This is a genomic window from Xanthobacter albus (genome assembly GCF_043194895.2).
Classification (GTDB): Bacteria; Pseudomonadota; Alphaproteobacteria; order Rhizobiales; family Xanthobacteraceae; genus Xanthobacter.
On the sequence record NZ_CM195532.1, the window covers coordinates 2,158,790 to 2,182,433 of the forward strand.

The following is a 23,644-nucleotide window of genomic DNA, read 5'->3' on the forward strand; positions in this document are numbered from 1 at the left end:
GTGACGGGGCGTTCCTCCCTCGGCCCGGCGGGCCGCCTCTTTGAGCGGGCGGTTCGGCAGGGCTGGGCGCACATGCGCCCGCCGCATTGTGACGGGGAAGATGGTATTCGACGATAGTCTATTAGTCTTAGGTGCAATGCCGCAAGGTGATGGCGGGCGGTAGCGCCGTGGCGAAACCGGAGAAAACGGGGCCTCAGCCCCGCTTCAGCGCCCGCCGCGCCATGCCGAGCGAGAGCGCGGCGGCATTGGAGACGTTGAGGCTCTTGATGGCGCCCGGCAGGTCGATTCGCGCCAGCACGTGGCAGGTCTCGCGCGTGAGCTGGCGCAGGCCCTTGCCCTCGGCGCCGAGCACCAGGGCCAGCGGCGCGTGGAGCTGCGTGTCCTCCAGGTCGGCCGCGCCCTCGCTGTCGAGGCCCACCACCAGCATGCCGTTGTCCTTCAGCTCGTTGAGCGCGCGGGCGAGGTTCTGCACCAGGCAGATGGGCACGTGCTCCAGCCCGCCGGAGGCGCTCTTGGCGAGCACGCCCGTGGCCACCGGGCTATGGCGCGCGGTGGTGACGATGGCGCTGACCGCGAATGCCGCCGCCGAGCGCACGATGGCGCCCACATTGTGCGGATCGGTGATCTGGTCGAGCACCAGCACGAGGTCGGTCTTGGCGATATCCTTCAGGCGGGGGGAGGGCAGGTGGTCCACCTCCGCCAGCAGCCCCTGGTGCACGGCATCGGCGCCCACCAGCTTGTCGATCTCGGAGGGGCGCACGATCTGCGGTTCCACCGGCAGCGTGAACCCGGCCTCCACGAGGCGGTGGGCGGCGTTCTCCGTGGCCAGGATCTTGCGGAAATGCCGCTGGGGATTGGCGAGCGCCTCGGCCACCGTGTGCCAGCCATAGAGGAGGGCCACGTCCTCCTCCCCCGCCCAGGCGGGCGGGCTTCCGCCTGTGCGGCGCGGGCGGAAGCCCGGCGGTCCGCCTTGCGGTCCTCCTCCCTTGCCGGCGAAGGGACGCCGGGGGCCGGAGGGGCGGGCGGGCTTGTGGGGTGGGCGCTCTGACATGGGGGAGGCTTTGTCAGAGCCCGCGCCGCCGCGCAAGGGGCTCGCGCGCAAGGGGCGCGCATGGAGGGCGCGCATGGGGCGCCGCAGGAAGCCGCAGCTGTCCCGATGGGCGTCGTCCACAGCCCGCCGGGGGTGATGCGTTTTTGCGGGCCGCCGGGGTTGACTTGAACGAAGGCGGCTTACATAACCCCGGTCCTCGGCCGGTGGCCCGATCTGATCGCGCCACCAACCGGAAACCTGCAGGGCGTTCGAAACCCAGGCATAGCCTGCGTCTTGAGCCAGAGCTGGAGCCGGTACCGAGCCGTCCCATCCGGGGCGGAAGCGACGACGGGCCGTCGTATGGAGGGGTGCCCGAGTGGTTAAAGGGGACGGACTGTAAATCCGTTGGCTCTGCCTACGTTGGTTCGAATCCAACCCCCTCCACCACCCGTCGTCGTCATCGCCGGAAGCCGGCGCGGCCTCATTCAGCAGGCGCGCCGGGCTTCGGCGGGAAGATCCGAGCGAAGCGTGCGCCGGCCTGCCTTGAGGGTAGGCATCGTGCGTGCCCTCGCGTGCGCGGGGGCTGGTCTCAGGCTCGCACATGCAGGTCTTTCGCAGCCGCCGGGCGCATGTTATGGCATCGGCGGGATGCGGGTGTAGCTCAATGGTAGAGCAGCAGCCTTCCAAGCTGAATACGAGGGTTCGATTCCCTTCACCCGCTCCACTCTTCATATGATTCGCCGGCAAGCCTTCTGTGCGCTGAAGCACGGGTCTTGCATCGGAGCGCGAAACCCCCTATCCCACGGCGGCTTTTTTTGCGGCCCGCGCGGGCGCCCGACCGACTGAGAGAGAACGATGGCCAAAGAGAAGTTTAACCGTTCGAAGCCGCACTGCAACATCGGGACCATTGGTCACGTTGACCATGGCAAGACGTCGCTGACGGCTGCGATCACGAAGATCCTGGCGGAGACCGGCGGCGCGACCTTCACGGCCTACGACCAGATCGACAAGGCGCCGGAAGAGAAGGCGCGCGGCATCACGATCTCGACCGCGCACGTCGAGTACGAGACCCAGAACCGCCACTACGCGCACGTCGACTGCCCCGGGCACGCCGACTACGTGAAGAACATGATCACCGGTGCGGCGCAGATGGACGGCGCGATCCTGGTGGTGTCGGCGGCCGACGGCCCGATGCCGCAGACCCGCGAGCACATCCTGCTGGCCCGTCAGGTCGGCGTGCCGGCGCTGGTGGTGTTCCTGAACAAGTGCGACATGGTCGACGATCCGGAGCTCCTCGAGCTGGTCGAGATGGAGGTGCGCGAGCTGCTCTCCAAGTACGACTTCCCCGGCGACGACATTCCGATCGTGCGCGGCTCGGCGCTGGTGGCGCTCGAGAACGGTGACCCCGTGCTCGGCAAGGACGCCATCCTGGAGCTGATGACCCAGGTCGACGCCTACATCCCGCAGCCGGAGCGCCCGGTTGACCTGCCGTTCCTGATGCCGATCGAGGACGTGTTCTCGATCTCCGGCCGCGGCACGGTGGTGACCGGCCGCGTCGAGCGCGGCATCATCAAGGTGGGCGAGGAAGTGGAGATCGTCGGCATCCGTCCGACCGTGAAGACCACGGTGACGGGCGTCGAGATGTTCCGCAAGCTGCTCGACCAGGGCCAGGCTGGCGACAACGTCGGCATCCTGCTGCGCGGCACCAAGCGCGAGGACGTGGAGCGCGGTCAGGTGGTGTGCAAGCCCGGCTCGGTGAAGCCGCACACCAAGTTCAAGGCCGAAGCCTACATCCTGACCAAGGAAGAGGGCGGTCGTCACACGCCGTTCTTCACCAACTACCGCCCGCAGTTCTACTTCCGCACCACGGACGTGACCGGCGTGTGCACGCTGCCGGAAGGCACCGAGATGGTGATGCCCGGCGACAACGTTTCCATGGACGTGCACCTGATCGTGCCGATCGCCATGGAAGAGAAGCTGCGCTTCGCGATCCGCGAGGGTGGCCGCACCGTCGGCGCCGGCGTGGTCGCCTCCATCATCGAGTGATCCACGCGCGGTGAGCCTCGTGTTCTCCGCACGGAATCGGGAAGGGCGGCGCCGTGGCGCCGCCCTTTTCTTTTGGGCGCGCTTTTCGTTGATCCTCGTGTTCGCGGGCGCGGCGGCGGGGGCGCCGGTCCTCGGCGGGGAGCCGTGTCCCGAGCGTCCGCCCTGCACCGGGTGCGGCTGCAAGGGCGGGCCGGGTTACCGCGGGCCGGATGGTCGCTGCGTGGGCTTCAAGGCTCTCGATCGCGTGTGCGGCAATCCGCCTGAAACACGCTGCGTGTTCGAAAACGCTCCCGGCACCGGCGCGAATCGCGACTGCGCGCGCGGTTCCGCTGCGCCGGATGCGGGGGCGGCGCCGGCCGGGAAGGCGCCTTGATCCCGAGCAGGGCTTCGGCGGAGCTGGGGACAGCGCGCCCCGTGCCGCAAGCCCCCCTTTACAGGCGCGCCGCATGTCTCTAAACACACCGCCACCGATGCGCTGGGTCGCTTCCCGGCGCGGCGGGCTTTACCCTCGAATGCCGCGCGCCCTCAGGCGCTCGTCGAAGCGGCAGCGCCGTTCGAGGCAGGGCCTAGGAGTGTAGCTCAACTGGTTAGAGCACCGGTCTCCAAAACCGGGGGTTGGGGGTTCGAGTCCCTCCACTCCTGCCACCCTTCGGCGCGCAGCTGATCTGCGACCGGCGGGCCGGCGGGGTCAAAGACGGCGGTTCGGGATGGGGTTGGCGCGCAGGGGCGCTTTCGCCCGCGCCGGGAATATCCCATGTCCATCCGGCTTGGTTCAGCGCCCGCGCCCTTCCGGAACGGGGGGAAGCGGGCTATTTGAGTTTCCGACGGAGCCGGGCGCAATCGGGCGCGGGGCGCCTTCGAACAAGGAGAGGTGGCAGCCACCGGGGCTTCCCCAAGGAGCTGCCGTGTCACGCATGGCGAAGAACAGTCCTGTCGAGTTCTTTCAGCAGGTCCGCGCCGAAACGGCGAAGGTGACCTGGCCGACCCGGCGCGAGACGCTGATCACCACCGCCATGGTGTTCGTGATGGTGTTCCTTGCGGCCATCTTCTTCTTCGTCGCCGACCAGATCATCCGGTTCGGCGTGTCCACCCTGCTCACCATCGGGCACTGAGGCGGCGGGGAGGCTTCCATGGCGAAACGCTGGTACATCGTCCACGCTTATTCCAATTTCGAGAAGAAGGTCGCCGATTCGATTCGCGAACAGGCGGAGCAGCGCGGCCTCACCGATCTGTTCGAGCAGATCCTGGTGCCCACCGAGAAGGTGGTGGAAGTGCGCCGTGGCCGGAAGGTCGATGCCGAGCGCAAGTTCTTCCCCGGCTACGTGCTGGTGAAGATGGACCTCACCGACGAGGCCTTCCATCTCATCAAGAACACGCCGAAGGTGACCGGCTTCCTGGGCGCCGACAACAAGCCCATGCCCATCTCCGAGGGCGAGGCCATGCGCATCCTGCAGCAGGTGCAGGAGGGCATCGAGCGGCCGAAGCCCTCCATCACGTTCGAGGTGGGCGAGACGGTGAAGGTGTCCGACGGGCCCTTCGCCAGCTTCAACGGCATCGTTGAGGAGGTGGACGACACCCGCTCGCGCCTCAAGGTGGCGGTTTCCATCTTCGGTCGCGCCACGCCGGTCGAGCTGGAGTTCAACCAGGTGGAGAAGGTCTGACGGCGCGTTCTTCCGCAGCTGTCGAAATGCGTTTGGGGCGCGGCTTGGCCGCGCCCTTTTTCTTTCCAGCGGGGCGGTGGAGTGTTGGCCTCCACGCTTTTCGTCCAATTATCGCCATGGTGGATCCGGCTTCCGCGACGTAGTGGCGAAGCAGGCGGCCTTTCGTCCATCGCCCGGCCGCCGCGAGGAGGGTCCGGTATGAAGATGGTTGGTTTGGCTCTGGCGGTCGCCGGCAGCGTGCTGTTCGCCTCGTCCAGCAACGCGCAGGAGCAGCTCATCAAGTATTGCAAGCCTGACATCGAGCGCCTGTGCCCCACCGTTCCTCCGGGCGAGGGGCGCCTTCTGAAATGCCTGAAGGCCCATGGCGACCAGATCTCGGTGGGTTGTGCCAAGGCGCTGAAGGCGCTCAAGGGCTGACCGGACGGCGGCGCGCGGACCAGCTCCGGTCCGCGCGCCTTCGCCTGAAAGGCGGGCGGGGGCCCCAAGCTGGGGGCTTCCCCCGCCGGGTTATTTCATGTAAGTGACACGCCGCGTTCCGAAGGGGGCGCGTTCATGCGCGGGAGGCGCGTCCGGTTCGCCAGCCGGAGCACGCGTGCCGATACCGCGATCCTCAGCCCGCACCACCCGCGATGGTTTCATCGCTCGGGGGTGCATTGGCGTTTCCGGCCGGCTGCCGGGAGTGCCGGGGAGTTTTTAAATGGCGAAGAAAATCGCAGGTTACGTCAAGCTGCAGGTGCCTGCCGGCAGCGCCAATCCGGCCCCGCCCATCGGCCCCGCGCTCGGTCAGCGCGGCCTGAACATCATGGAGTTCTGCAAGGCGTTCAACGCGCAGACCGGCCAGATGGAAAAGGGCATGCCGATTCCGGTGGTCATCACCGCCTACCAGGATCGTTCCTTCACCTTCGAGCTGAAGACCCCGCCGGTTTCCTACTTCCTGAAGAAGGCCGCCGGGCTCGACACCAAGAAGAAGCCGGGCTCCGGCTCCAAGACGCCCGGCAAGGGCGGCTTCATCGGCAAGATCACCCGCGCCCAGATGGCCGAGATCGCCGAGAAGAAGATGAAGGATCTGAACTGTGATTCCGTTGAGGCGGCCGTTCAGATGATCGAAGGCTCGGCCCGCTCCATGGGCCTCCAGGTTCAGGAGTGAGCGCCATGGCGAAGGAAGGCAAGCGCATCCGCGCCGCCCACGAGGGCATCGACCGCATCAAGCTCTATGGCCTCGACGAGGCGATCGCGCTCCTGAAGGAGCGGGCCACCGCCAAGTTCGACGAGACCATTGAGGTCGCGATGAACCTTGGCGTCGATCCCCGCCATGCGGACCAGATGGTGCGCGGCGTGTGCAACCTGCCGAACGGCTCCGGCCGCACGGTGCGTGTCGCGGTGTTCGCCCGCGGCGCCAAGGCTGACGAGGCCAAGGCCGCCGGTGCCGACATCGTGGGCGCCGAGGACCTGCTGGAGATCATCCAGGGCGGCAAGATCGAGTTCGATCGCTGCATCGCCACCCCGGACCTCATGCCGCTGGTCGGCCGCCTTGGTAAGGTGCTGGGCCCGCGCGGCCTGATGCCGAATCCGAAGGTCGGCACCGTGACCATGGACGTGAAGGGCGCCGTGGGCGCCGCCAAGGGCGGCGCCGTGGAGTTCCGCGTCGAGAAGGCCGGCATCATCCACGCTGGCGTGGGCAAGGCCTCCTTCTCCCCCGAGAAGCTCGCCGAGAACATCCGCGCCTTCGCTGACGCGGTTGTGAAGGCGAAGCCGGCTGGTGCCAAGGGCACGTATGTGCAGCGCATCGCCGTGTCCTCGACCATGGGTCCGGGCATCAAGGTGGAACCGGCGAGCGTCGTCAGCGCCTGATCTGTCGATCTTTCGACATGAATATGAGGCCGTGGCGCGCGTCGCCGCGGCCTCACGTTTCTTCGGATGCGAAGTGCGTGAAGGGGGCGTGACAAGCGGCCGTTTACGCATTATATGGGCTGTTTCCCGGGTGGCTTGCCGCGCGGGAGTGAGGATTAAAAGCTTTCGCCCTTGACCGGGTGGAAGGGCTGGGAGGGTTCGCCCGCCCGGCCTCGTCGTCTATCTCGATGCCAAATCTTAACAGGGTATGGCGAGGGGTGGCGGCAAGTCCTGTCCGAGACTGCTGGTGCCTCGCCGCCTTGGCGTCGTGAGGCTTAATTCCAGATGCCGTCGCGCTGTGCGTGATGGGCGGAGCCCGCATAGACGGGGAAGACCGGAATTTCAGATCGGCCATCGGTTTGTCGATGGTTGTGGAGATCGGTTCGAACCAGCGCCTTGTGTTCCGTCCCGGACTTTGGTTCGGCGGGTCCGAGGGGACAGGGCATGAGCGCCGCGCGTCGTGGCTGGCATGCCGTTTTTCAACGGGTCCGGCCGCGGAGTGCGGCAAGGCGCAACCGGTGGAGCGTTTCCGAAAGGTGATGTTCCGCCACAGGCTTAAAGAGAGCCAGACGTGGATCGAGCGGAAAAACAACAGCTCGTCACGACGCTCACGGAAGTGTTCAAGACCACTTCCGTCGTCGTGGTCGCCCACTATTCCGGTCTCACCGTGGCCCAGATGTCGAAGCTGCGTCGACAGATGAAGGCCGAGGGTGCGACCGTGAAGGTGGCCAAGAACCGCCTCGCCAAGATCGCTCTGGAAGGCTCCGACGTCGCCCATGTGGCGCCCCTTTTGAAGGGGCCCACGCTGATCGCTTATTCGAGCGATCCGGTGGCGGCGCCGAAGGTTGCCGTCGAGTTTGCCAAGGCCAACGACAAGTTCGTGATCCTGGGCGGCGCGATGGGCACGACGGCCCTCAATGCTGACGGTGTGAAGGCGCTTGCCACCATGCCGTCCCTGGACGAACTGCGTGCCAAGCTCGTCGGCCTCATTCAGGCCCCGGCGACCAAGCTGGCCCAGCTCACCAACGCGCCGGCGGCGAAGCTCGCCCGCGTGTTCGGGGCCTATGCCAAGCAGGACGAAGCTGCGTGAGGACGAGGTCGCCACCTGTGGCGGCCTGATCTCGCAAATCTCGAAATCGAACCTATCTCAAGGAAGACTCAAATGGCTGATCTGACCAAGCTCGTCGACGAGCTCTCCGCCCTCACCGTGCTCGAGGCCGCCGAGCTGGCCAAGCTCCTCGAAGAGAAGTGGGGCGTGTCCGCCGCCGCCGCGGTGGCCGTGGCCGCCGTCCCCGGCGCTGCTGGCGGTGCCGCTCCCGCCGTCGAGGAGCAGACCGAGTTCACCGTTGTCCTGGCTTCGGCCGGCGACAAGAAGATCGAGGTCATCAAGGAAGTGCGCGCCATCACCGGCCTGGGCCTGAAGGAGGCCAAGGACCTGGTGGAAGGCGCTCCGAAGCCCGTCAAGGAAGGCGTGGCCAAGGACGAGGCCGAGAAGCTCAAGGCCCAGCTCGAGAAGGCTGGCGCCAAGGTCGAGCTCAAGTGAGCCTTTGAAATCGGCGCTCCGGGCTTCGGCCCGGGGCGCTTTCTCCCGAATGGTCCCGGTCCGCCGGGATGGGGAGCGACGGTTCTCCCGGCCGCAGCGAGGCGTTGCGGCCGGGAGAGCCGTCATGGTGCTGAAAGAGGGTGGCGCTAAAGCCCCACGGCCTTTCAGTCTGATGGCGAAGTGGTTCCGGTGCCGGCATGGCGAGCCTTCTGAAGAGGGAGGAGCCGGCCCGAAGGGGACCTGGACGGACGAGGATCGAGATGGCGCAAACGTTCACCGGTCGTAAGCGGATCCGCAAGTTCTTCGGGAAAATCAAGGAAGTGGCCGAGATGCCGAACCTCATCGAGGTTCAGAAGGCATCCTACGACCAGTTCCTTCAGATCGAAGAACCCAAGGGCGGGCGCGACGACGACGGCCTGCAGGCGGTGTTCAAGTCGGTGTTCCCCATCTCCGACTTCGCCGGCGCGGCCATGCTGGAGTTCGTGCGCTACGAGTTCGAGCCGCCGAAGTATGATGTGGACGAGTGCCGCCAGCGGGGCATGACCTTTGCCGCGCCGCTGAAGGTCACGCTGCGCCTCATCGTGTTCGATGTGGACCCGGACACCGGCGCCAAGTCGGTGAAGGACATCAAGGAGCAGGACGTCTACACCGGCGACATCCCGCTCATGACCATGAACGGCACGTTCATCGTGAACGGCACCGAGCGCGTCATTGTCTCGCAGATGCACCGCTCGCCGGGCGTGTTCTTCGACCACGACAAGGGCAAGACCCATTCCTCGGGCAAGCTCCTGTTCGCGGCGCGCATCATTCCCTATCGCGGGTCCTGGCTCGACATCGAGTTCGATGCCAAGGACATCGTCTATGCGCGCATCGACCGGCGCCGCAAGATCCCGGTGACGAGCCTGCTCTATGCCCTCGGTCTCGACGCCGAGGAGATCCTGGACACCTTCTACGAGAAGATCATGTTCTCGCGGGACAAGGACGGCTGGCGCATGCCGTTCGATCCCAAGCGCATGAAGGGCTACAAGGCGGTTTCCGACCTCGTGGACGCCGATACCGGTGAAGTGGTGCTGGAGGCCGGCAAGAAGCTGACCGTGCGCGCCGCCCGCCAGCTCGCCGAGAAGGGCCTCAAGGCCCTCAAGATCTCCGACGAGGAGATGGTGGGCCAGTATGTGGCCGAGGACCTGGTGGACCCGCATACTGGCGAGATCCACGCCGAGGCCGGCGACGAGCTGACCGAGAAGAGCCTTAAGCAGCTTGAGGAGCTCGGCTACAACGAGATCCCGGTGCTGGACATCGACCATGTCAACACCGGCGCTTACATTCGCAATACGCTCAGCGCCGACAAGAACGTGACCCGCGAGGACGCGCTCTTCGACATCTACCGCGTGATGCGCCCGGGCGAGCCGCCGACCCTTGATTCGGCACAGGCCATGTTCCACTCGCTGTTCTTCGATGCGGAGCGTTACGACCTCTCCGCCGTGGGCCGCGTGAAGATGAACATGCGCCTCGACCTCGACTGCCCCGACACCGTGCGCGTGCTGCGCCGCGAGGACATTCTCGCGGTCATCAAGACCCTGGTGGAGCTGCGCGACGGCAAGGGCGAGATCGACGACATCGACCACCTGGGCAACCGCCGCGTGCGCTCGGTGGGCGAGCTCATGGAGAACCAGTACCGCGTTGGCCTGCTGCGCATGGAGCGCGCCATCAAGGAGCGCATGTCGTCCGTCGACATCGACACCGTGATGCCGCAGGACCTCATCAACGCCAAGCCGGTGGCCGCGGCGGTGCGCGAGTTCTTCGGCTCGTCCCAGCTCTCGCAGTTCATGGACCAGACCAACCCGCTCTCCGAGATCACGCACAAGCGGCGCCTCTCGGCCCTGGGCCCGGGCGGTCTGACCCGTGAGCGTGCGGGCTTCGAGGTGCGCGACGTGCACCCGACTCACTACGGCCGCATCTGCCCCATCGAGACGCCGGAAGGCCCGAACATCGGCCTCATCAACTCGCTGGCCACCTTCGCCCGCGTGAACAAGTACGGCTTCATCGAGGCGCCGTACCGTCGCGTGGTGGATGCGAAGGTCGCCGACGAGGTGGTCTACCTGTCCGCCATGGAGGAGGGGAAGTATTACGTCGCGCAGGCGAACGTGCCCCTCGACAAGGACGGGCGGTTCACGGAAGACCTCGTCATCTGCCGCCATGCGGGTGACGTGCTGATGGTCTCGCCTGACCGCGTGGACTTCATGGACGTGTCGCCGAAGCAGCTCGTTTCGGTGGCCGCGGCGCTCATCCCGTTCCTTGAGAATGACGACGCGAACCGCGCGCTCATGGGTTCCAACATGCAGCGCCAGGCGGTGCCGCTGGTGCGCTCGCAGGCGCCGCTGGTGGGCACCGGCATGGAGGCCGTGGTGGCCCGCGATTCCGGTGCCGCCATCGCCGCCCGCCGCACGGGCGTGGTGGACCAGGTGGACGCCACCCGTATCGTGATCCGCGCCACGGAGGAGCCCGATCCCTCCAAATCAGGCGTGGATATCTACCGGCTGATGAAGTTCCAGCGTTCCAACCAGTCCACCTGCATCAACCAGCGTCCGCTGGTGCGCGTGGGTGACGCGGTGCGCAAGGGCGACATCATCGCCGACGGCCCGTCCACGGAGCTGGGCGATCTCGCCCTCGGCCGCAACGTGCTGGTCGCGTTCATGCCGTGGAACGGCTACAATTACGAGGACTCGATCCTGCTCTCGGAGAACATCGTCAAGGACGACGTGTTCACCTCGATCCATCTCGAGGAATTCGAGTGCATGGCCCGCGACACCAAGCTCGGGCCGGAGGAAATCACCCGCGACATTCCCAACGTCTCGGAAGAGGCGCTGAAGAATCTCGACGAGGCCGGCATCGTCTACATCGGCGCCGAGGTGAACGCGGGCGACATCCTGGTGGGCAAGATCACGCCCAAGGGCGAGAGCCCGATGACGCCGGAAGAGAAGCTGCTGCGCGCCATCTTCGGCGAGAAGGCGGCGGACGTGCGCGACACCTCCCTGCGGCTGCCGCCCGGCACCAAGGGCACCATCGTCGAGGTGCGCGTGTTCAACCGGCACGGCGTCGACAAGGACGAGCGCGCCCTGGCGATCGAGCGCGAGGAGATCGAGCGTCTCGCCAAGGACCGCGACGACGAGCAGGCGATCCTGGACCGCAACGTCTACGGCCGCCTGACCGAGATCCTCGACGGCAAGACCGCCATCGCCGGCCCCAAGGGCTTCAAGAAGGACAGCGTGGTGACGCGCGAGATCCTGCAGGAGTTCCCGCGCTCGCAGTGGTGGCTGTTCGCGGTGGCGGACGACGCCATCATGAGCGAGCTGGAGGCCATCCGCGCCCAGTATGACGAGTCGAAGAAGCGCCTTGAGCAGCGCTTCCTCGACAAGGTCGAGAAGCTGCAGCGCGGCGACGAGCTGCCGCCCGGCGTGATGAAGATGGTGAAGGTCTTCGTCGCGGTGAAGCGCAAGATCCAGCCCGGCGACAAGATGGCCGGCCGTCACGGCAACAAGGGCGTCGTCTCGCGCATCGTGCCCATCGAGGACATGCCGTTCCTTGAGGACGGCACCAACGTGGACATCGTGCTGAACCCGCTGGGCGTGCCCTCGCGCATGAATGTCGGGCAGATCTTGGAGACCCACCTCGGGTGGGCCTGCGCGGGTCTCGGCAAGCAGGTGGCGGCCGCGGTGGACGCCTACTATGCCCAGAGCGACCTGAAGCCCCTGCGTGGGCGTCTGGAGACCATCTACGGCAAGGGCGAGATCGACCAGCTCAAGGACGAGGAGCTCCCCGAGCTGGGCGAGAACCTCCGCAAGGGCGTGCCGATCGCGACCCCGGTGTTCGACGGCGCCCACGAGGATGACATCGAGCGGCAGCTGGAGATGGCGGGGCTCGACCCGTCGGGCCAGTCGACGCTCTTTGACGGCCGCACCGGCGAGCCCTTCGACCGCAAGGTGACGGTGGGCTACATCTACATGCTGAAGCTGCACCACCTCGTGGACGACAAGATCCACGCGCGCTCCATCGGCCCCTACTCGCTGGTCACCCAGCAGCCCCTGGGCGGCAAAGCGCAGTTCGGCGGCCAGCGCTTCGGCGAGATGGAGGTGTGGGCGCTCGAAGCCTATGGCGCCGCCTACACGCTGCAGGAGATGCTGACCGTGAAGTCGGACGACGTGGCCGGCCGCACCAAGGTCTACGAGGCCATCGTGCGTGGCGAGGACACGTTCGAGAGTGGCATTCCCGAGAGCTTCAACGTGCTCGTGAAGGAAATGCGCTCGCTCGGCCTCAATGTGGACCTAGAGAACAGCTAAGGGGCTCGCGACCCTTTCCGCCCAGAGCGGACTGCCGCCCCAGCCGATGCGCCGGGGCGGCGTAACGGAATAGCCGCCCACCCCGTATGGGAGCAGCATATGAACCAGGAAGTCCTGAACGTCTTCAACCCGACCGTTCCGGCCCCGAGCTTCAATCAGATCCGCATTTCGATCGCGAGCCCGGAGAAGATCAAGTCCTGGTCCTACGGCGAGATCAAGAAGCCGGAGACCATCAACTACCGCACGTTCAAGCCCGAGCGTGACGGCTTGTTCTGCGCGCGCATCTTCGGTCCCATCAAGGACTATGAGTGCCTGTGCGGCAAGTACAAGCGCATGAAGTACAAGGGCATCATCTGCGAGAAGTGCGGCGTGGAAGTCACGCTCTCGCGGGTGCGGCGCGAGCGCATGGGCCACATCGAGCTTGCAGCTCCCGTGGCGCACATCTGGTTCCTGAAGTCGCTCCCGAGCCGCATCGGCCTGCTGCTCGACATGACGCTCAAGGACCTGGAGCGCATCCTGTACTTCGAGTATTTCGTCGTGATCGAGCCCGGCACGACCAAGCTCAAGTATCGCCAGCTCCTCTCCGAAGAAGAGTACCTGCGCGCGCAGGACGAATTCGGCGAGACCAACTTCACCGCCATGATCGGCGCCGAGGCCATTCGTGAGCTTCTGCGCTCCATGGACCTGGAAAAGATCGCCGCGGACCTGCGCGTCGAGATCTCGCAGGCGACCACCGAGCTGAAGCCCAAGAAGCTCGCCAAGCGCCTGAAGATCGTCGAGGCCTTCCAGCTGTCCGGCAACAAGCCGGAATGGATGATCCTGACGCACGTCCCGGTCATCCCGCCGGACCTGCGCCCGCTGGTGCCCCTGGACGGCGGCCGCTTCGCGACCTCCGACCTGAACGATCTCTACCGCCGCGTCATCAACCGCAACAACCGCCTGAAGCGGCTGATCGAGCTGCGCGCGCCCGACATCATCATCCGCAACGAGAAGCGCATGCTTCAGGAGGCGGTGGACGCGCTGTTCGACAACGGCCGGCGCGGCCGCGTCATCACGGGCGCCAACAAGCGGCCGCTGAAGTCGCTCGCCGACATGCTGAAGGGCAAGCAGGGCCGGTTCCGCCAGAACCTGCTCGGCAAGCGCGTGGACTATTCCGGACGCTCGGTGATCGTGGTGGGCCCGGAGCTCAAGCTCCACCAGTGCGGCCTGCCCAAGAAGATGGCGCTGGAGCTGTTCAAGCCCTTCATCTACTCGCGCCTCGACGCCAAGGGCCATTCCGCCACGGTGAAGCAGGCGAAGAAGCTGGTGGAGAAGGAGCGTCCCGAGGTCTGGGATATCCTCGACGAGGTCATCCGCGAGCACCCGGTGATGCTGAACCGCGCGCCGACGCTCCACCGCCTGGGCATCCAGGCGTTCGAGCCGGTGCTGATCGAAGGCAAGGCCATCCAGCTCCATCCGCTCGTCTGCTCGGCGTTCAACGCTGACTTCGACGGCGACCAGATGGCCGTGCACGTGCCGCTCTCGCTGGAAGCCCAGCTGGAAGCGCGCGTGCTCATGATGTCGACGAACAACATCCTGCACCCGGCGAACGGCGCGCCCATCATCGTGCCCTCGCAGGACATCGTGCTCGGGCTCTATTATCTCTCGATCATGCGCGAGAACGAGCCCGGCGAGGGCATGCTGTTCGCGAACATGAACGAGATCGACCATGCGCTGAACGCCAAGGCGATCACGCTCGCGACCAAGATCAAGGGTCGCTACATCGGCGTCGACGCCGATGGAAAGCGGTATTCCAAGATCTATGAGACCACCCCCGGTCGCATGAAGATCGGCGAGCTGCTGCCGAAGCACGCGAAGGTGCCCTTCGACGTCGTCAACAAGCTGATGACCAAGAAGGAAATCTCCAACATGATCGACGCGGTGTATCGCCACTGCGGTCAGAAGGAGAGCGTGATCTTCTGCGACAAGATCATGTCGCTCGGCTTCTACAACGCCTTCCGCGCCGGCATCTCGTTCGGCAAGGACGACATGGTGGTGCCGAAGAAGAAGTGGGAGCTGGTGGAAGACGCCCGCGCCCTCACTAAGGAATACGAGCAGCAGTATAACGACGGCCTCATCACCCAGGGTGAGAAGTACAACAAGGTCGTCGATTGCTGGGGCAAGTGCACGGACCGCATCGCCGAGGAGATGATGAAGGAAATCTCCGCGGTGAAGAAGGACCCGGAGACCGGCCGCGAGAAGCCCATCAACTCCATTTATATGATGAGCCACTCCGGCGCGCGCGGTTCGCCCACGCAGATGCGCCAGCTCGCCGCCATGCGCGGTCTGATGGCCAAGCCCTCCGGCGAGATCATCGAGACTCCGATCATCTCGAACTTCAAGGAAGGCCTGACCGTGATGGAGTACTTCAACTCCACCCACGGCGCCCGTAAGGGCTTGGCCGACACCGCCTTGAAGACCGCGAACTCGGGTTACCTCACCCGCCGTCTCGTGGACGTGGCGCAGGATTCCATCATCACCGAGCGCGATTGCGGCTCGGACAAGGGAATCCACATGCGCGCCATCCTCGATGCGGGCCAGGTGGTGGCTTCGCTCGCCTCGCGCGTGCTCGGCCGCACCACGGCGGAGGACCTGGTGGAGCCGGCGACCGGCGAGATCATCGTGCCCAGGGGCGCGATGATCGAGGAGCCGCACATCGAGCGCATCAACAAGGCGGGCATCCAGGAGATCAAGATCCGCTCGGTGCTCACCTGCGAGACGCGCAATGGCGTGTGCGGCACCTGCTACGGACGCGACCTCGCCCGCGGCACGCCCGTGAACATGGGTGAGGCGGTGGGCGTCATCGCCGCCCAGTCGATCGGCGAGCCGGGCACCCAGCTCACCATGCGCACGTTCCACATCGGCGGCGCCGCGACCCTCGCGGACTCCTCCTTCGTGGAATCGAACTTCGAGGGTCAGGTCCGCATCCGCAACCGCAACGTGGCGCGGAACTCGGACGGCGACCTCGTGGTCATGGGCCGCAACCTCGCCGTGGTGATCGCAGACCACGACGGCACCGAGCGCGCGGTCAACCGCGTCCAGTACGGCGCCCGCCTCAAGGTGGACGAGGGCGACACCATCAAGCGCGGTCAGCGCATCGCCGAGTGGGACCCCTACACCCGTCCGATCCTCACCGAGGTGGACGGCTCGGTGGCCTTCGAGGATCTGGTGGAAGGCTCGTCCATGAACGAGACGGTCGACGAATCGACCGGTATCGCCAAGCGCGTGGTGACCGACAGCCGCGCCGGCCGCGGGCCGGAGCTGCGCCCGGCCATCCTCATCAAGGGGCCGGACGGCAAGGTGTCGAAGCTGGCGCGCGGCGGTGACGCCCGTTACGCCCTGCCGGTGGAGGCCATCATCTCGGTGGACCCGAACCAGCACATCAAGGCCGGCGACGCCGTGGCCCGCGTGCCCATGGAAAGCGCCAAGACGCGCGACATCACGGGCGGCCTGCCGCGCGTGGCGGAGCTGTTCGAGGCGCGGCGTCCGAAGGATGCGGCGATCATCGCCGAGATCTCGGGCACCATCCGGTTCGGCCGCGACTACAAGAACAAGCGTCGCCTCTCGATCGAGCCGTCGGACGGCGGCGATGCGGTGGAATACCTGATCCCCAAGGGCAAGCACATCCATCTCCAGGATGGCGACGTGGTGGAAAAGGGCGACTTCATCGTCGACGGCAACCCGGCGCCGCACGACATCCTGGCGATCAAGGGCGTGGAAGAGCTCGCGGCCTTCCTCGTCAACGAGATCCAGGAGGTCTACCGGCTCCAGGGCGTGACCATCAATGACAAGCACATTGAGGTGATCGTCCGGAACATGCTGCAGAAGGTGGAGATCGACGACGCCGGGGAGACCGACTTCCTGGACGGCGAGCAGGTCGACCGCATCGAGTTCATCGAGGCCAACGAAAAGGCGGCCGAGGAGGGCAAGAAGCAGGCGACCGGCCATCCGGTGCTGCTCGGCATCACCAAGGCCAGCCTGCAGACCCGCTCCTTCTTCTCGGCGGCCTCCTTCCAGGAAACCACCCGCGTCCTCACCGAGGCGGCGGTCAACGGCAAGGTGGACCCGCTGGAGGGCCTGAAGGAGAACGTCATCGTCGGCCGCCTGATCCCGGCCGGTACCGGCGCGCAGATGAACAAGCTGCGGGCCGTGGCGAACTCCCGCGACGATCTCATCGTCGCCACCCGCGACGAGCAGACCGAGGCGCCCGCCGCTTTGGTGGAAGGCCCCGCCGAGGCGGTGCCTCCGGCGGAGTGACCGGTTCGCCGATCGTGACAGACGAAAGGGCCGCCTTCGGGCGGCCCTTTTGCTATGCGGGGCGGGAAGCCGCTGCCCGCAGGGTGCGCGGATATCAGCGATTAAGCTCCCAAGCCCATAATCCGCAGCATGATTCGCTCGCGGAGCCGGCCATGACCGCCGCCACCACAGACACCTCTCCCCGCCCGCCGCGCCTTCTCGCCCGCCGCGGCATCCTGAAGATCGGTGCCGCCGTCGCCTGCGGCGCTGCCCTCGGCCTTCTCGGGCCGGCGGTCGCGGCCGGCGATCCAGACCTCGCGGCCATCGCCGCCCTGCGGCCGGGTGAGTTCGTCTGGTATCCGGAGCGCGCGCCGGACGGGTTCGTGGCGATCGTGGTGAACCTTTCGGACCAGAGGGCGTACGTGTATCGCAACGGCGTGCGCATCGGCGTGTCCACCGTCTCCACCGGGCGGGAGGGGCATGACACGCCCACCGGCGTCTTCACCATCCTGGGCAAGGACGTGGATCACCATTCGACCCTCTACAATGATGCCGCCATGCCCTACATGGAGCGGCTCACATGGTCCGGAGTGGCGCTGCATGCGGGCGGGCTGCCGGGCTATCCCTCGTCCCACGGCTGCGTGCATCTGCCCCTGGCCTTCGCGAAGCTCCTGTTCGCCACCACGCACATGGGCACGCCGGTCATCATCGCCGACAACCACACCGCGCCGCAGGAGGTGCTCCATCCCGGCCTCGTCATGAGCGAGGGGCTGGAGCAGGAGCTGGCGGTGGACGCCACCGGCGGCGGCGCGCCGGAGGACATGGCGGCGGGGAACACCGCCGTTTCCATGGTGGCGAGCGCGGCGGACCGCACGCTGACGGTGCTTGAGGGCGCGCAGGCGGTGCTGCAGGGGCCCATCTCCATCAAGGACCCCAAGGCCCCGCTTGGGAACGTGGTGTATGTGCTCGCGGGCACGCAGGGCACGCCGCGCTGGAACGCCATTTCCTACGAGGGCGGCACGGTGCCGGCCGGAGAGGCGCGGCAGGCGCTGGCGCGCATCACGGTGGACGCCTCCATCAGGCGGCAGGTGGCGACGCGGGTGAAGCCCGGCGCCACGCTGTTCGTCACCGATCTGCCGGCCCATCCCGGCACGCGCAGCGAAGGCGGCTTCGTCGTCATGACGCACAAGGGTGTGAGCTGATGCGGCGGGCACATATGGCGGCCGCGCTCACGGTGCTCGCGGCGGTGCTGGCCTGTGGCGCGGCGGAAGCGCAGCCGGCGCCCGCGCCCGGCGTGCCGGCGAAGGAGCTGTTCGGCCGCGCGCGTATGCCGGCCTCGGAATTCCAGCCGGAGGCCATCGGCTTCTACTCCAAGGGCTGCCTTGCCGGGGCCGAGGCGCTGCCGATCACCGGGCCGGAGGCGAACGGCCCGCTGTGGCAGGTCATGCGCCTGTCGCGCAACAGGAACTATGGACATCCCGAGCTCGTCGCCTTCCTGGAGCGTTTCGCCCGGAAGGTGACGGAGGCGTCGTCATGGCGGGGCATCCTGGTGGGCGACATGTCGCAGCCACGGGGTGGACCCATGCTGACGGGCCATGCCTCCCACCAGGTGGGGCTCGATGCCGACATCTGGCTGACGCCGAGCCCCGGCCGCATCCTCTCCCGCGAGGAGCGCGAGAGCCTCTCCGCCACCATGATGGTGCGCAGGGATCGGCGCGACATCGACCCGGCGAGCTGGCGGCCGGACCACTGGAAGGTGGTCCGCGCGGCGGCCTCGGACCCCGGAGTGGAGCGCGTGTTCGTGAACGCCGCCATCAAGAAGGCCCTGTGCCGCGATGCCGCCGGCGATCGCTCCTGGCTGGCCAAGGTGCGGCCCTACTGGGGCCACGACTACCACATGCACGTGCGCCTGGGCTGTCCGAAGGGCAGCGCCGAGTGCAGGGGGCAGGAGCCGCCGCCCTCCGGCGACGGCTGCGGCGCCGAGCTCGACTGGTGGTTCTCCGACGAGGTGCTGCACCCCAAGCCCGACAAGGAGCCCGCGAAGCCCAAGCCGCCCATGACCCTTGCGGACCTGCCCCCCGCCTGCGCTACGGTGCTGGGCGGAAAGTAGGCGAAGCGGAGGATACCCATGACGGATCTTGCCGATCTCTTCCCGGGCTTCGAATCCCATCACGTGGACACGAAGGCGGGGCGCATCTTCCTGCGGCGGGGGGGCGGCGGCCCGCCGCTGCTGCTGCTCCACGGCTTTCCCGAGAGCCACGTGATGTGGCACCAGGTGGCGCCCAAGCTGGCGGAGAGCTTCACCCTCGTCACCCCCGACCTGCCGGGCTACGGCTGGAGCGCGGCCCTCGAGGCGGACGGAGACCAGCTTCCCTACACCAAGCGCGCCATGGCCGCCGCCATGGTGGAGCTGATGGAGCGCCAGGGCTTCTCCCACTTCAGCCTGATGGGCCACGACCGGGGCGCGCGGGTGGGCTACCGGCTGGGGCTCGACAATCCCGGGCGGCTCGACCGGCTGGTGCTGCTCGACATCATCCCCACCTACCTCATGTGGCACCGGATGGACCGGGCGCGGGCGCTGCAGGTGTACCACTGGGCGTTCCTGGCCCAGCCCAGCCCGCTGCCGGAAAGGCTCATCGCCGCCCACCCCGCCTTTTACTTGGAATGGACCATGGCGAGCTGGACCGTCGCGAAGGACCTCTCCGCCTTCGACGCGCGGGCGCTGGCCTATTATCGCGCAGCCTTCTCCTCTCCCGATCGCATTGCCGCCATGTGCGCGGACTACAGGGCCGGCGCCACCTTCGATCTCGCCCATGACGAGGCGGACCTCGCCGCCGGGCGCACGCTCTCGTGCCCCACCTTCCTGGTGTGGGGCGAGGCCGGCATCCCGAGCCGGGGGGCGAGCCCGCTCGACGCGTGGCGCGCGCTCGCTCCCGACATCGCGGGCGCGGCCGTGCCGGGCGGCCATTTCGTGTGCGAGGAGGCCCCAGGGCCCACGCTCGACGCCGTGCTGCCGTTCCTGCTCGGGGATGCGTGACGACGAGACTGGAGGACAAGGGCGCGAACTTGCTCGCGCTCAATGCGGAGGCCCGTGCCCGTTGCAATCTTACGGAACGGTATTTTCGTTCTATTGACGCCTTGCTGCGAACACCGCATCCCACCTTCCAGAAGTTCCAAGAAGGACCCCCACCTATGGCCATCGGCGATGCGCTGAACGTCCGCGCCCGTGCTCCCCTTCGTCTCGGCCTCGCCGGCGGCGGCACCGATCTCTCGCCCTATTGCGATGAGTTCGGCGGCAACGTGCTGAATGCCACCATCGACCGCTTCGCCTATGCCCACATCCGCACCAATCGCATCGGCGCCGTGGTGCTGCGCGCCCGCGACATGGAGACGGAGGAGGTGCTCGAGCCGCGCCTCGACCATTCCCTCCACGAGGGGCTGGTGCTGCATCGCGCCGTCTATGCCCACATGATGAAGACCTATTGCGACGGCGTGGCGGTGCCGCTCACCATCTCCACCACCATCGACGTGCCGGCGGGCTCGGGCCTCGGGGCGTCCTCGGCGCTGGTGGTGGCGCTCATCGAGGCGTTCCGCTCGGCGCTGCGGCTGCCGCTCGGCCCCTATGAGGTGGCGCGCCTCGCCTTCGAGATCGAGCGCGTGCACATCGGCCTCGCGGGCGGCCGGCAGGACCAGTATTCGGCCGCGTTCGGCGGGCTCAACTTCATCGAGTTCCTCCCCGACGACCGGGCCATCGTCAATCCGCTGCGCATCCGTCGCGAGTATCTGAACGAGTTCGAGGCCTCCCTCGTCATCAGCTTCACCGGCCAGTCGCGGCAGTCCGAGAACATCATCAAGCAGCAGGTGGCGGGGCTGAAGCAGCTCGACGGCAAGACCATCGAGAACATGCACAAGCTGAAGCACGACGCCATCGACATGAAGCTCGCCCTGCTCCAGGGCGACATCCGCGGCGCGGCCGAGATCCTCGGCCGCTCCTGGGCCGCCAAGAAGGCCACCGCGGCCGGCGTGGCCACCGAGGCGGTGGACCGCCTCTATGACGCCGCCATGGGCGCCGGCGCCTGGGCGGGCAAGGTCTCCGGGGCCGGCGGCGGCGGCTTCATGATGTTCCTCACCGACCCGGAGAACGCCTACCATCTCAAGTCGGTGCTGAACGCGGCCGGTGGCCGGGCGGGCTCCGTGAAGTTCACCTTCGACGGCGCCGAGGGCTGGCCGATCTGCACCTGAGGCAAGACCGAGCGGGCAGGCCGGCGCGCTGGCGCCGCCGGAGTGAGAAGATTGACGCGCCTTCGCCGGGGGAAGAGGCTCCCCGCCGCGCGGGGGCGCACCAGAGGGGGATCGGCTGGTGGTCGTGAAGCAATGCGTCATTCTGCTCGGCGGGCTCGGCACGCGCCTGGGGGCGCTCACCGCCGACACGCCGAAGCCGCTGCTGCCGGTGGGCGACATCCCGTTCGTGGAGGTGCTCATCGCCGAGGCGCGGCGGCGCGGCTTCACCAGGTTCCTGCTGCTCGCGGGGCATCGCGCGGGGGTGGTCGGCGACTATATCGAGCGCACCGACGTGCGCGGCCGCTTCGATGTCACGGTCGAGATCTCGGTGGAGACGACGCCGCTCGGCACCGGCGGAGCTCTGGTGAACGCTTTGCCGCTGCTGGACGAGACCTTCCTGCTCCTGAACGGCGACACCTGGTTCGACTTCAACTGGCTCGACCTCGCCGCCGGGACGCTGGCCCACGATAGCGAGGTGGGCATGGCGCTGCGCCTCGTGGAGCGGCCGGACCGCTACGAGACCATCGTGCTCGAAGGCGCGCGCATCGCCGCCTTCCGCCCGCGCGGGGCCGGGTTGGACAAGGCGCTCATCAACGGCGGCGTCTACGTGGTGCGCCGGCGGGCGCTGGAGGCGCTGGCCTGCCCCTCCTCGATGGAGGCGGACCTGCTGCCGCGCCTTGTGGCCGAGGGCAAGGTGACCGGCATCGCCTATGACGGCTTCTTCATCGACATCGGCATTCCCGAGACCTATGCCGAGGCGCAGGTCACGGTGCCGGCGCGGCGGCGGCGCCCGGCCGTGTTCTTCGACCGCGACGGCGTGCTGAACGTGGACACGGGCTATGCCCACAAGGCCGCCGACATCACCTGGGTGCCCGGCGCCAAGGCGGCGGTGAAGCGCTTCAACGACCTCGGCTTCTACACCTTCGTGGTCACCAACCAGGCCGGTGTCGCCCGCGGCTTCTATCCGGAGGAGGACGTCGCCGCGCTCCACGCCTGGATGACCGACGAGCTGCGCGCCACCGGGGCCTCCATCGACGACTGGCGCTATTGCCCCTACCACCCGGACGGCACCGTGGCGCGCTATGCCGACGCCCACGCCTGGCGCAAGCCCGAGCCCGGCATGCTCCTCGACCTCATGGCCCACTGGCCGGTGGACGCGAAGGCGAGCCTGCTCATCGGCGACAAGGAGTCCGATCTCCAGGCCGCCACGGGCGCCGGTATCGCGGGCCACCTCTTCACCGGAGGCGACCTGCTGGCCTTCGTGGAGGGGCTTCACCCCGCGGCTTCCCGCCTTGCCGCCGCCCGCTGAGGAGCCCGTGATGACCGGCCTCGCCGTTTCGCCCGCCGTCCAGGGCCTGAAGGACATTTCCGACGACGCCCGCCACTGGCTGCTCGACATCGCCGCGCCCCTCTGGTCCAGCCGGGGACGGCTGGCGAAGGGGCTGTTCGCGGAGCGGCTGACGCGCGCCGGCGCGGCGGACGATGCGCCGCGCCGCCTCTTCGTGCAGGCCCGCCACGCCTATTCCTTCTGCGAGATGGGGCGGCTCGGCTGGGCCGGGGACTGGCGCGCCCTCTCCGGCGCCACGGTGGACTACCTGCTCGCCCACGGGCGGCGGGCGGACGGCCTCTTCATCCACTCCTTCACCACCGACGGCGCCGTGCATGACGCGCGCGCGGACCTCTACGACCAGGCCTTCATGCTGTTCTGCCTGGGCCACACCTCGCGGGCGCTGCGTCGTCCGGAGCTGCTGGAGGCGGCCGAGGCGCTGGTTTCGGTGCTGGAGAAGGACCACGCCCACCCGGCCGGCGGCTTCGTGGAGCGGGACATTCCCCGCCCGTTCCGCCACCAGAACCCGCACATGCACTTCTTCGAGTCCTTCTCCGCGCTTTACGCGGTGAGCGGCCGGAAGGAGTGGAAGGCCCGCGCGGAAGGCATGGCGCGGCTGTGCCGCGACCACTTCATCGATGCCGCCACCGGCGCGCTGATCGAATATTTCACCGAGGACCTGAAGCCGGCCCCCGGCCTGGAGGGCACCATCGTGGAGCCGGGCCATTGCTTCGAATGGGCATGGCTGTTCGAGGGGCTGGTGCCGTGGGGCTGGCCGGGCGATGCCGTCTCCGACCGGCTCACCGCCTTCGGCCGCGCCTACGGCATCGACCCGGTGCGGGGGGTGACCATCAATGAGGTGACCACCGCCGGCGCGGTGCACAAGGCCACCGCGCGCCTGTGGCCGCAGACCGAGCGCCTGAAGGTGGCGCTGGCCCGTCTGCGGCGGCTCGGCACCGCGGAGGAGGCGGAGGAGGCGAGGCGCGCCTATGCGGGGCTGAAGCTCTATCTCGACATGCCGGTGCCCGGTACGTGGCAGGATGTCTCGAACCCCGACGGCACCTGGGTGGAGATGCCGGCGCCCGGCTCCTCTCTCTACCACATCACCTGCGCCCTGGCGGAGCTCATCGACACCGTCGAGGGCCGGCGCTGAGGGCGGGCTGAGCCATCGGCCCCATCTTTGACCGGCGCGAGGCGAGGTTCGCTCGAACGACGGGCGGGCTTGACCAAAGGTCCATGAGAACCAAAGGTCCA

17 protein-coding genes and 3 tRNA genes are annotated in these 23,644 nt (G+C 67.4%); 19 read left to right on the forward strand and 1 reads right to left on the reverse strand.

Annotated elements, in window-relative coordinates; genetic code table 11:
• Nucleotides 1–193 precede the first annotated feature (193 nt).
• Nucleotides 194–1,051 carry a 23S rRNA (guanosine(2251)-2'-O)-methyltransferase RlmB gene (rlmB, locus tag V5F75_RS09615; RefSeq protein ID WP_394037973.1) on the reverse strand — a complete coding sequence of 286 codons (858 nt, stop codon included), beginning with the start codon at nucleotides 1,049–1,051 and terminating at the stop codon, nucleotides 194–196.
• A 341-nt stretch (nucleotides 1,052–1,392) separates the two neighbouring features.
• Here rlmB and V5F75_RS09620 point away from each other — a divergent pair.
• From V5F75_RS09620 to V5F75_RS09710, 19 genes are all read left to right on the forward strand, one after another.
• A tRNA-Tyr gene (locus V5F75_RS09620) sits at nucleotides 1,393–1,477 on the forward strand.
• A gap of 203 nt (nucleotides 1,478–1,680) precedes the next feature.
• A tRNA-Gly gene (locus V5F75_RS09625) sits at nucleotides 1,681–1,754 on the forward strand.
• A gap of 131 nt (nucleotides 1,755–1,885) precedes the next feature.
• A complete protein-coding gene (gene tuf, locus V5F75_RS09630) occupies nucleotides 1,886–3,076 on the forward strand; it encodes an elongation factor Tu (protein ID WP_394077724.1) in 1,191 nt (396 codons plus the stop codon).
• A gap of 568 nt (nucleotides 3,077–3,644) precedes the next feature.
• Nucleotides 3,645–3,721 (forward strand) — tRNA-Trp (locus tag V5F75_RS09635).
• A 269-nt stretch (nucleotides 3,722–3,990) separates the two neighbouring features.
• Entirely contained in the window at nucleotides 3,991–4,188 is a 198-nt protein-coding gene (secE, locus tag V5F75_RS09640) for a preprotein translocase subunit SecE (protein WP_237346505.1), read from the forward strand.
• Nucleotides 4,189–4,206: 18 nt separating this feature from the next.
• Nucleotides 4,207–4,737 carry a transcription termination/antitermination protein NusG gene (gene nusG, locus V5F75_RS09645; RefSeq protein WP_394037656.1) on the forward strand — a complete coding sequence of 177 codons (531 nt, stop codon included), beginning with the start codon at nucleotides 4,207–4,209 and terminating at the stop codon, nucleotides 4,735–4,737.
• Nucleotides 4,738–4,935: 198 nt separating this feature from the next.
• Nucleotides 4,936–5,154: a cysteine rich repeat-containing protein gene (locus V5F75_RS09650; protein ID WP_394037658.1), complete on the forward strand. Its 219-nt coding sequence runs from the start codon at nucleotides 4,936–4,938 to the stop codon at nucleotides 5,152–5,154.
• A gap of 280 nt (nucleotides 5,155–5,434) precedes the next feature.
• A complete protein-coding gene (rplK, locus tag V5F75_RS09655) occupies nucleotides 5,435–5,884 on the forward strand; it encodes a 50S ribosomal protein L11 (protein ID WP_394037660.1) in 450 nt (149 codons plus the stop codon).
• Nucleotides 5,885–5,889: 5 nt separating this feature from the next.
• On the forward strand, nucleotides 5,890–6,588 hold the full coding sequence (gene rplA, locus V5F75_RS09660; protein WP_394037662.1) for a 50S ribosomal protein L1: 699 nt from the start codon (nucleotides 5,890–5,892) through the stop codon (nucleotides 6,586–6,588).
• Nucleotides 6,589–7,198: 610 nt separating this feature from the next.
• A complete protein-coding gene (gene rplJ, locus V5F75_RS09665) occupies nucleotides 7,199–7,717 on the forward strand; it encodes a 50S ribosomal protein L10 (protein ID WP_394037664.1) in 519 nt (172 codons plus the stop codon).
• A 72-nt stretch (nucleotides 7,718–7,789) separates the two neighbouring features.
• The gene (gene rplL / locus V5F75_RS09670) at nucleotides 7,790–8,170 is read left to right on the forward strand and encodes a 50S ribosomal protein L7/L12 (RefSeq protein WP_394037666.1); all 381 of its coding nucleotides are present in this window, start codon (nucleotides 7,790–7,792) and stop codon (nucleotides 8,168–8,170) included.
• 260 nt (nucleotides 8,171–8,430) lie between these two features.
• On the forward strand, nucleotides 8,431–12,507 hold the full coding sequence (gene rpoB, locus V5F75_RS09675) for a DNA-directed RNA polymerase subunit beta (protein WP_394037668.1): 4,077 nt from the start codon (nucleotides 8,431–8,433) through the stop codon (nucleotides 12,505–12,507).
• 99 nt (nucleotides 12,508–12,606) lie between these two features.
• Entirely contained in the window at nucleotides 12,607–16,803 is a 4,197-nt protein-coding gene (gene rpoC / locus V5F75_RS09680) for a DNA-directed RNA polymerase subunit beta' (RefSeq protein WP_394037670.1), read from the forward strand.
• A gap of 152 nt (nucleotides 16,804–16,955) precedes the next feature.
• Complete coding sequence (locus tag V5F75_RS09685) at nucleotides 16,956–17,984, forward strand: L,D-transpeptidase (RefSeq protein WP_394037672.1); 1,029 nt, start codon at nucleotides 16,956–16,958, stop codon at nucleotides 17,982–17,984.
• A complete protein-coding gene (gene mepA, locus V5F75_RS09690; protein ID WP_394037674.1) occupies nucleotides 17,984–18,892 on the forward strand; it encodes a penicillin-insensitive murein endopeptidase in 909 nt (302 codons plus the stop codon). Before V5F75_RS09685 ends, mepA begins: the two co-directional genes overlap by 1 nt.
• An 18-nt stretch (nucleotides 18,893–18,910) precedes the next feature.
• Nucleotides 18,911–19,819 (forward strand): alpha/beta fold hydrolase, encoded by a 909-nt coding sequence (locus tag V5F75_RS09695; RefSeq protein ID WP_394037676.1) that lies wholly within the window; start codon nucleotides 18,911–18,913, stop codon nucleotides 19,817–19,819.
• 155 nt (nucleotides 19,820–19,974) lie between these two features.
• Nucleotides 19,975–21,024, forward strand: a complete 1,050-nt coding sequence (locus V5F75_RS09700; RefSeq protein WP_394037678.1) for a GHMP family kinase ATP-binding protein — start codon at nucleotides 19,975–19,977, stop codon at nucleotides 21,022–21,024.
• A gap of 118 nt (nucleotides 21,025–21,142) precedes the next feature.
• Entirely contained in the window at nucleotides 21,143–22,372 is a 1,230-nt protein-coding gene (locus tag V5F75_RS09705; protein ID WP_394037680.1) for an HAD-IIIA family hydrolase, read from the forward strand.
• Nucleotides 22,373–22,382: 10 nt separating this feature from the next.
• On the forward strand, nucleotides 22,383–23,543 hold the full coding sequence (locus V5F75_RS09710; RefSeq protein WP_394037682.1) for an AGE family epimerase/isomerase: 1,161 nt from the start codon (nucleotides 22,383–22,385) through the stop codon (nucleotides 23,541–23,543).
• The last annotated feature ends 101 nt before the right edge of the window (nucleotides 23,544–23,644 follow it).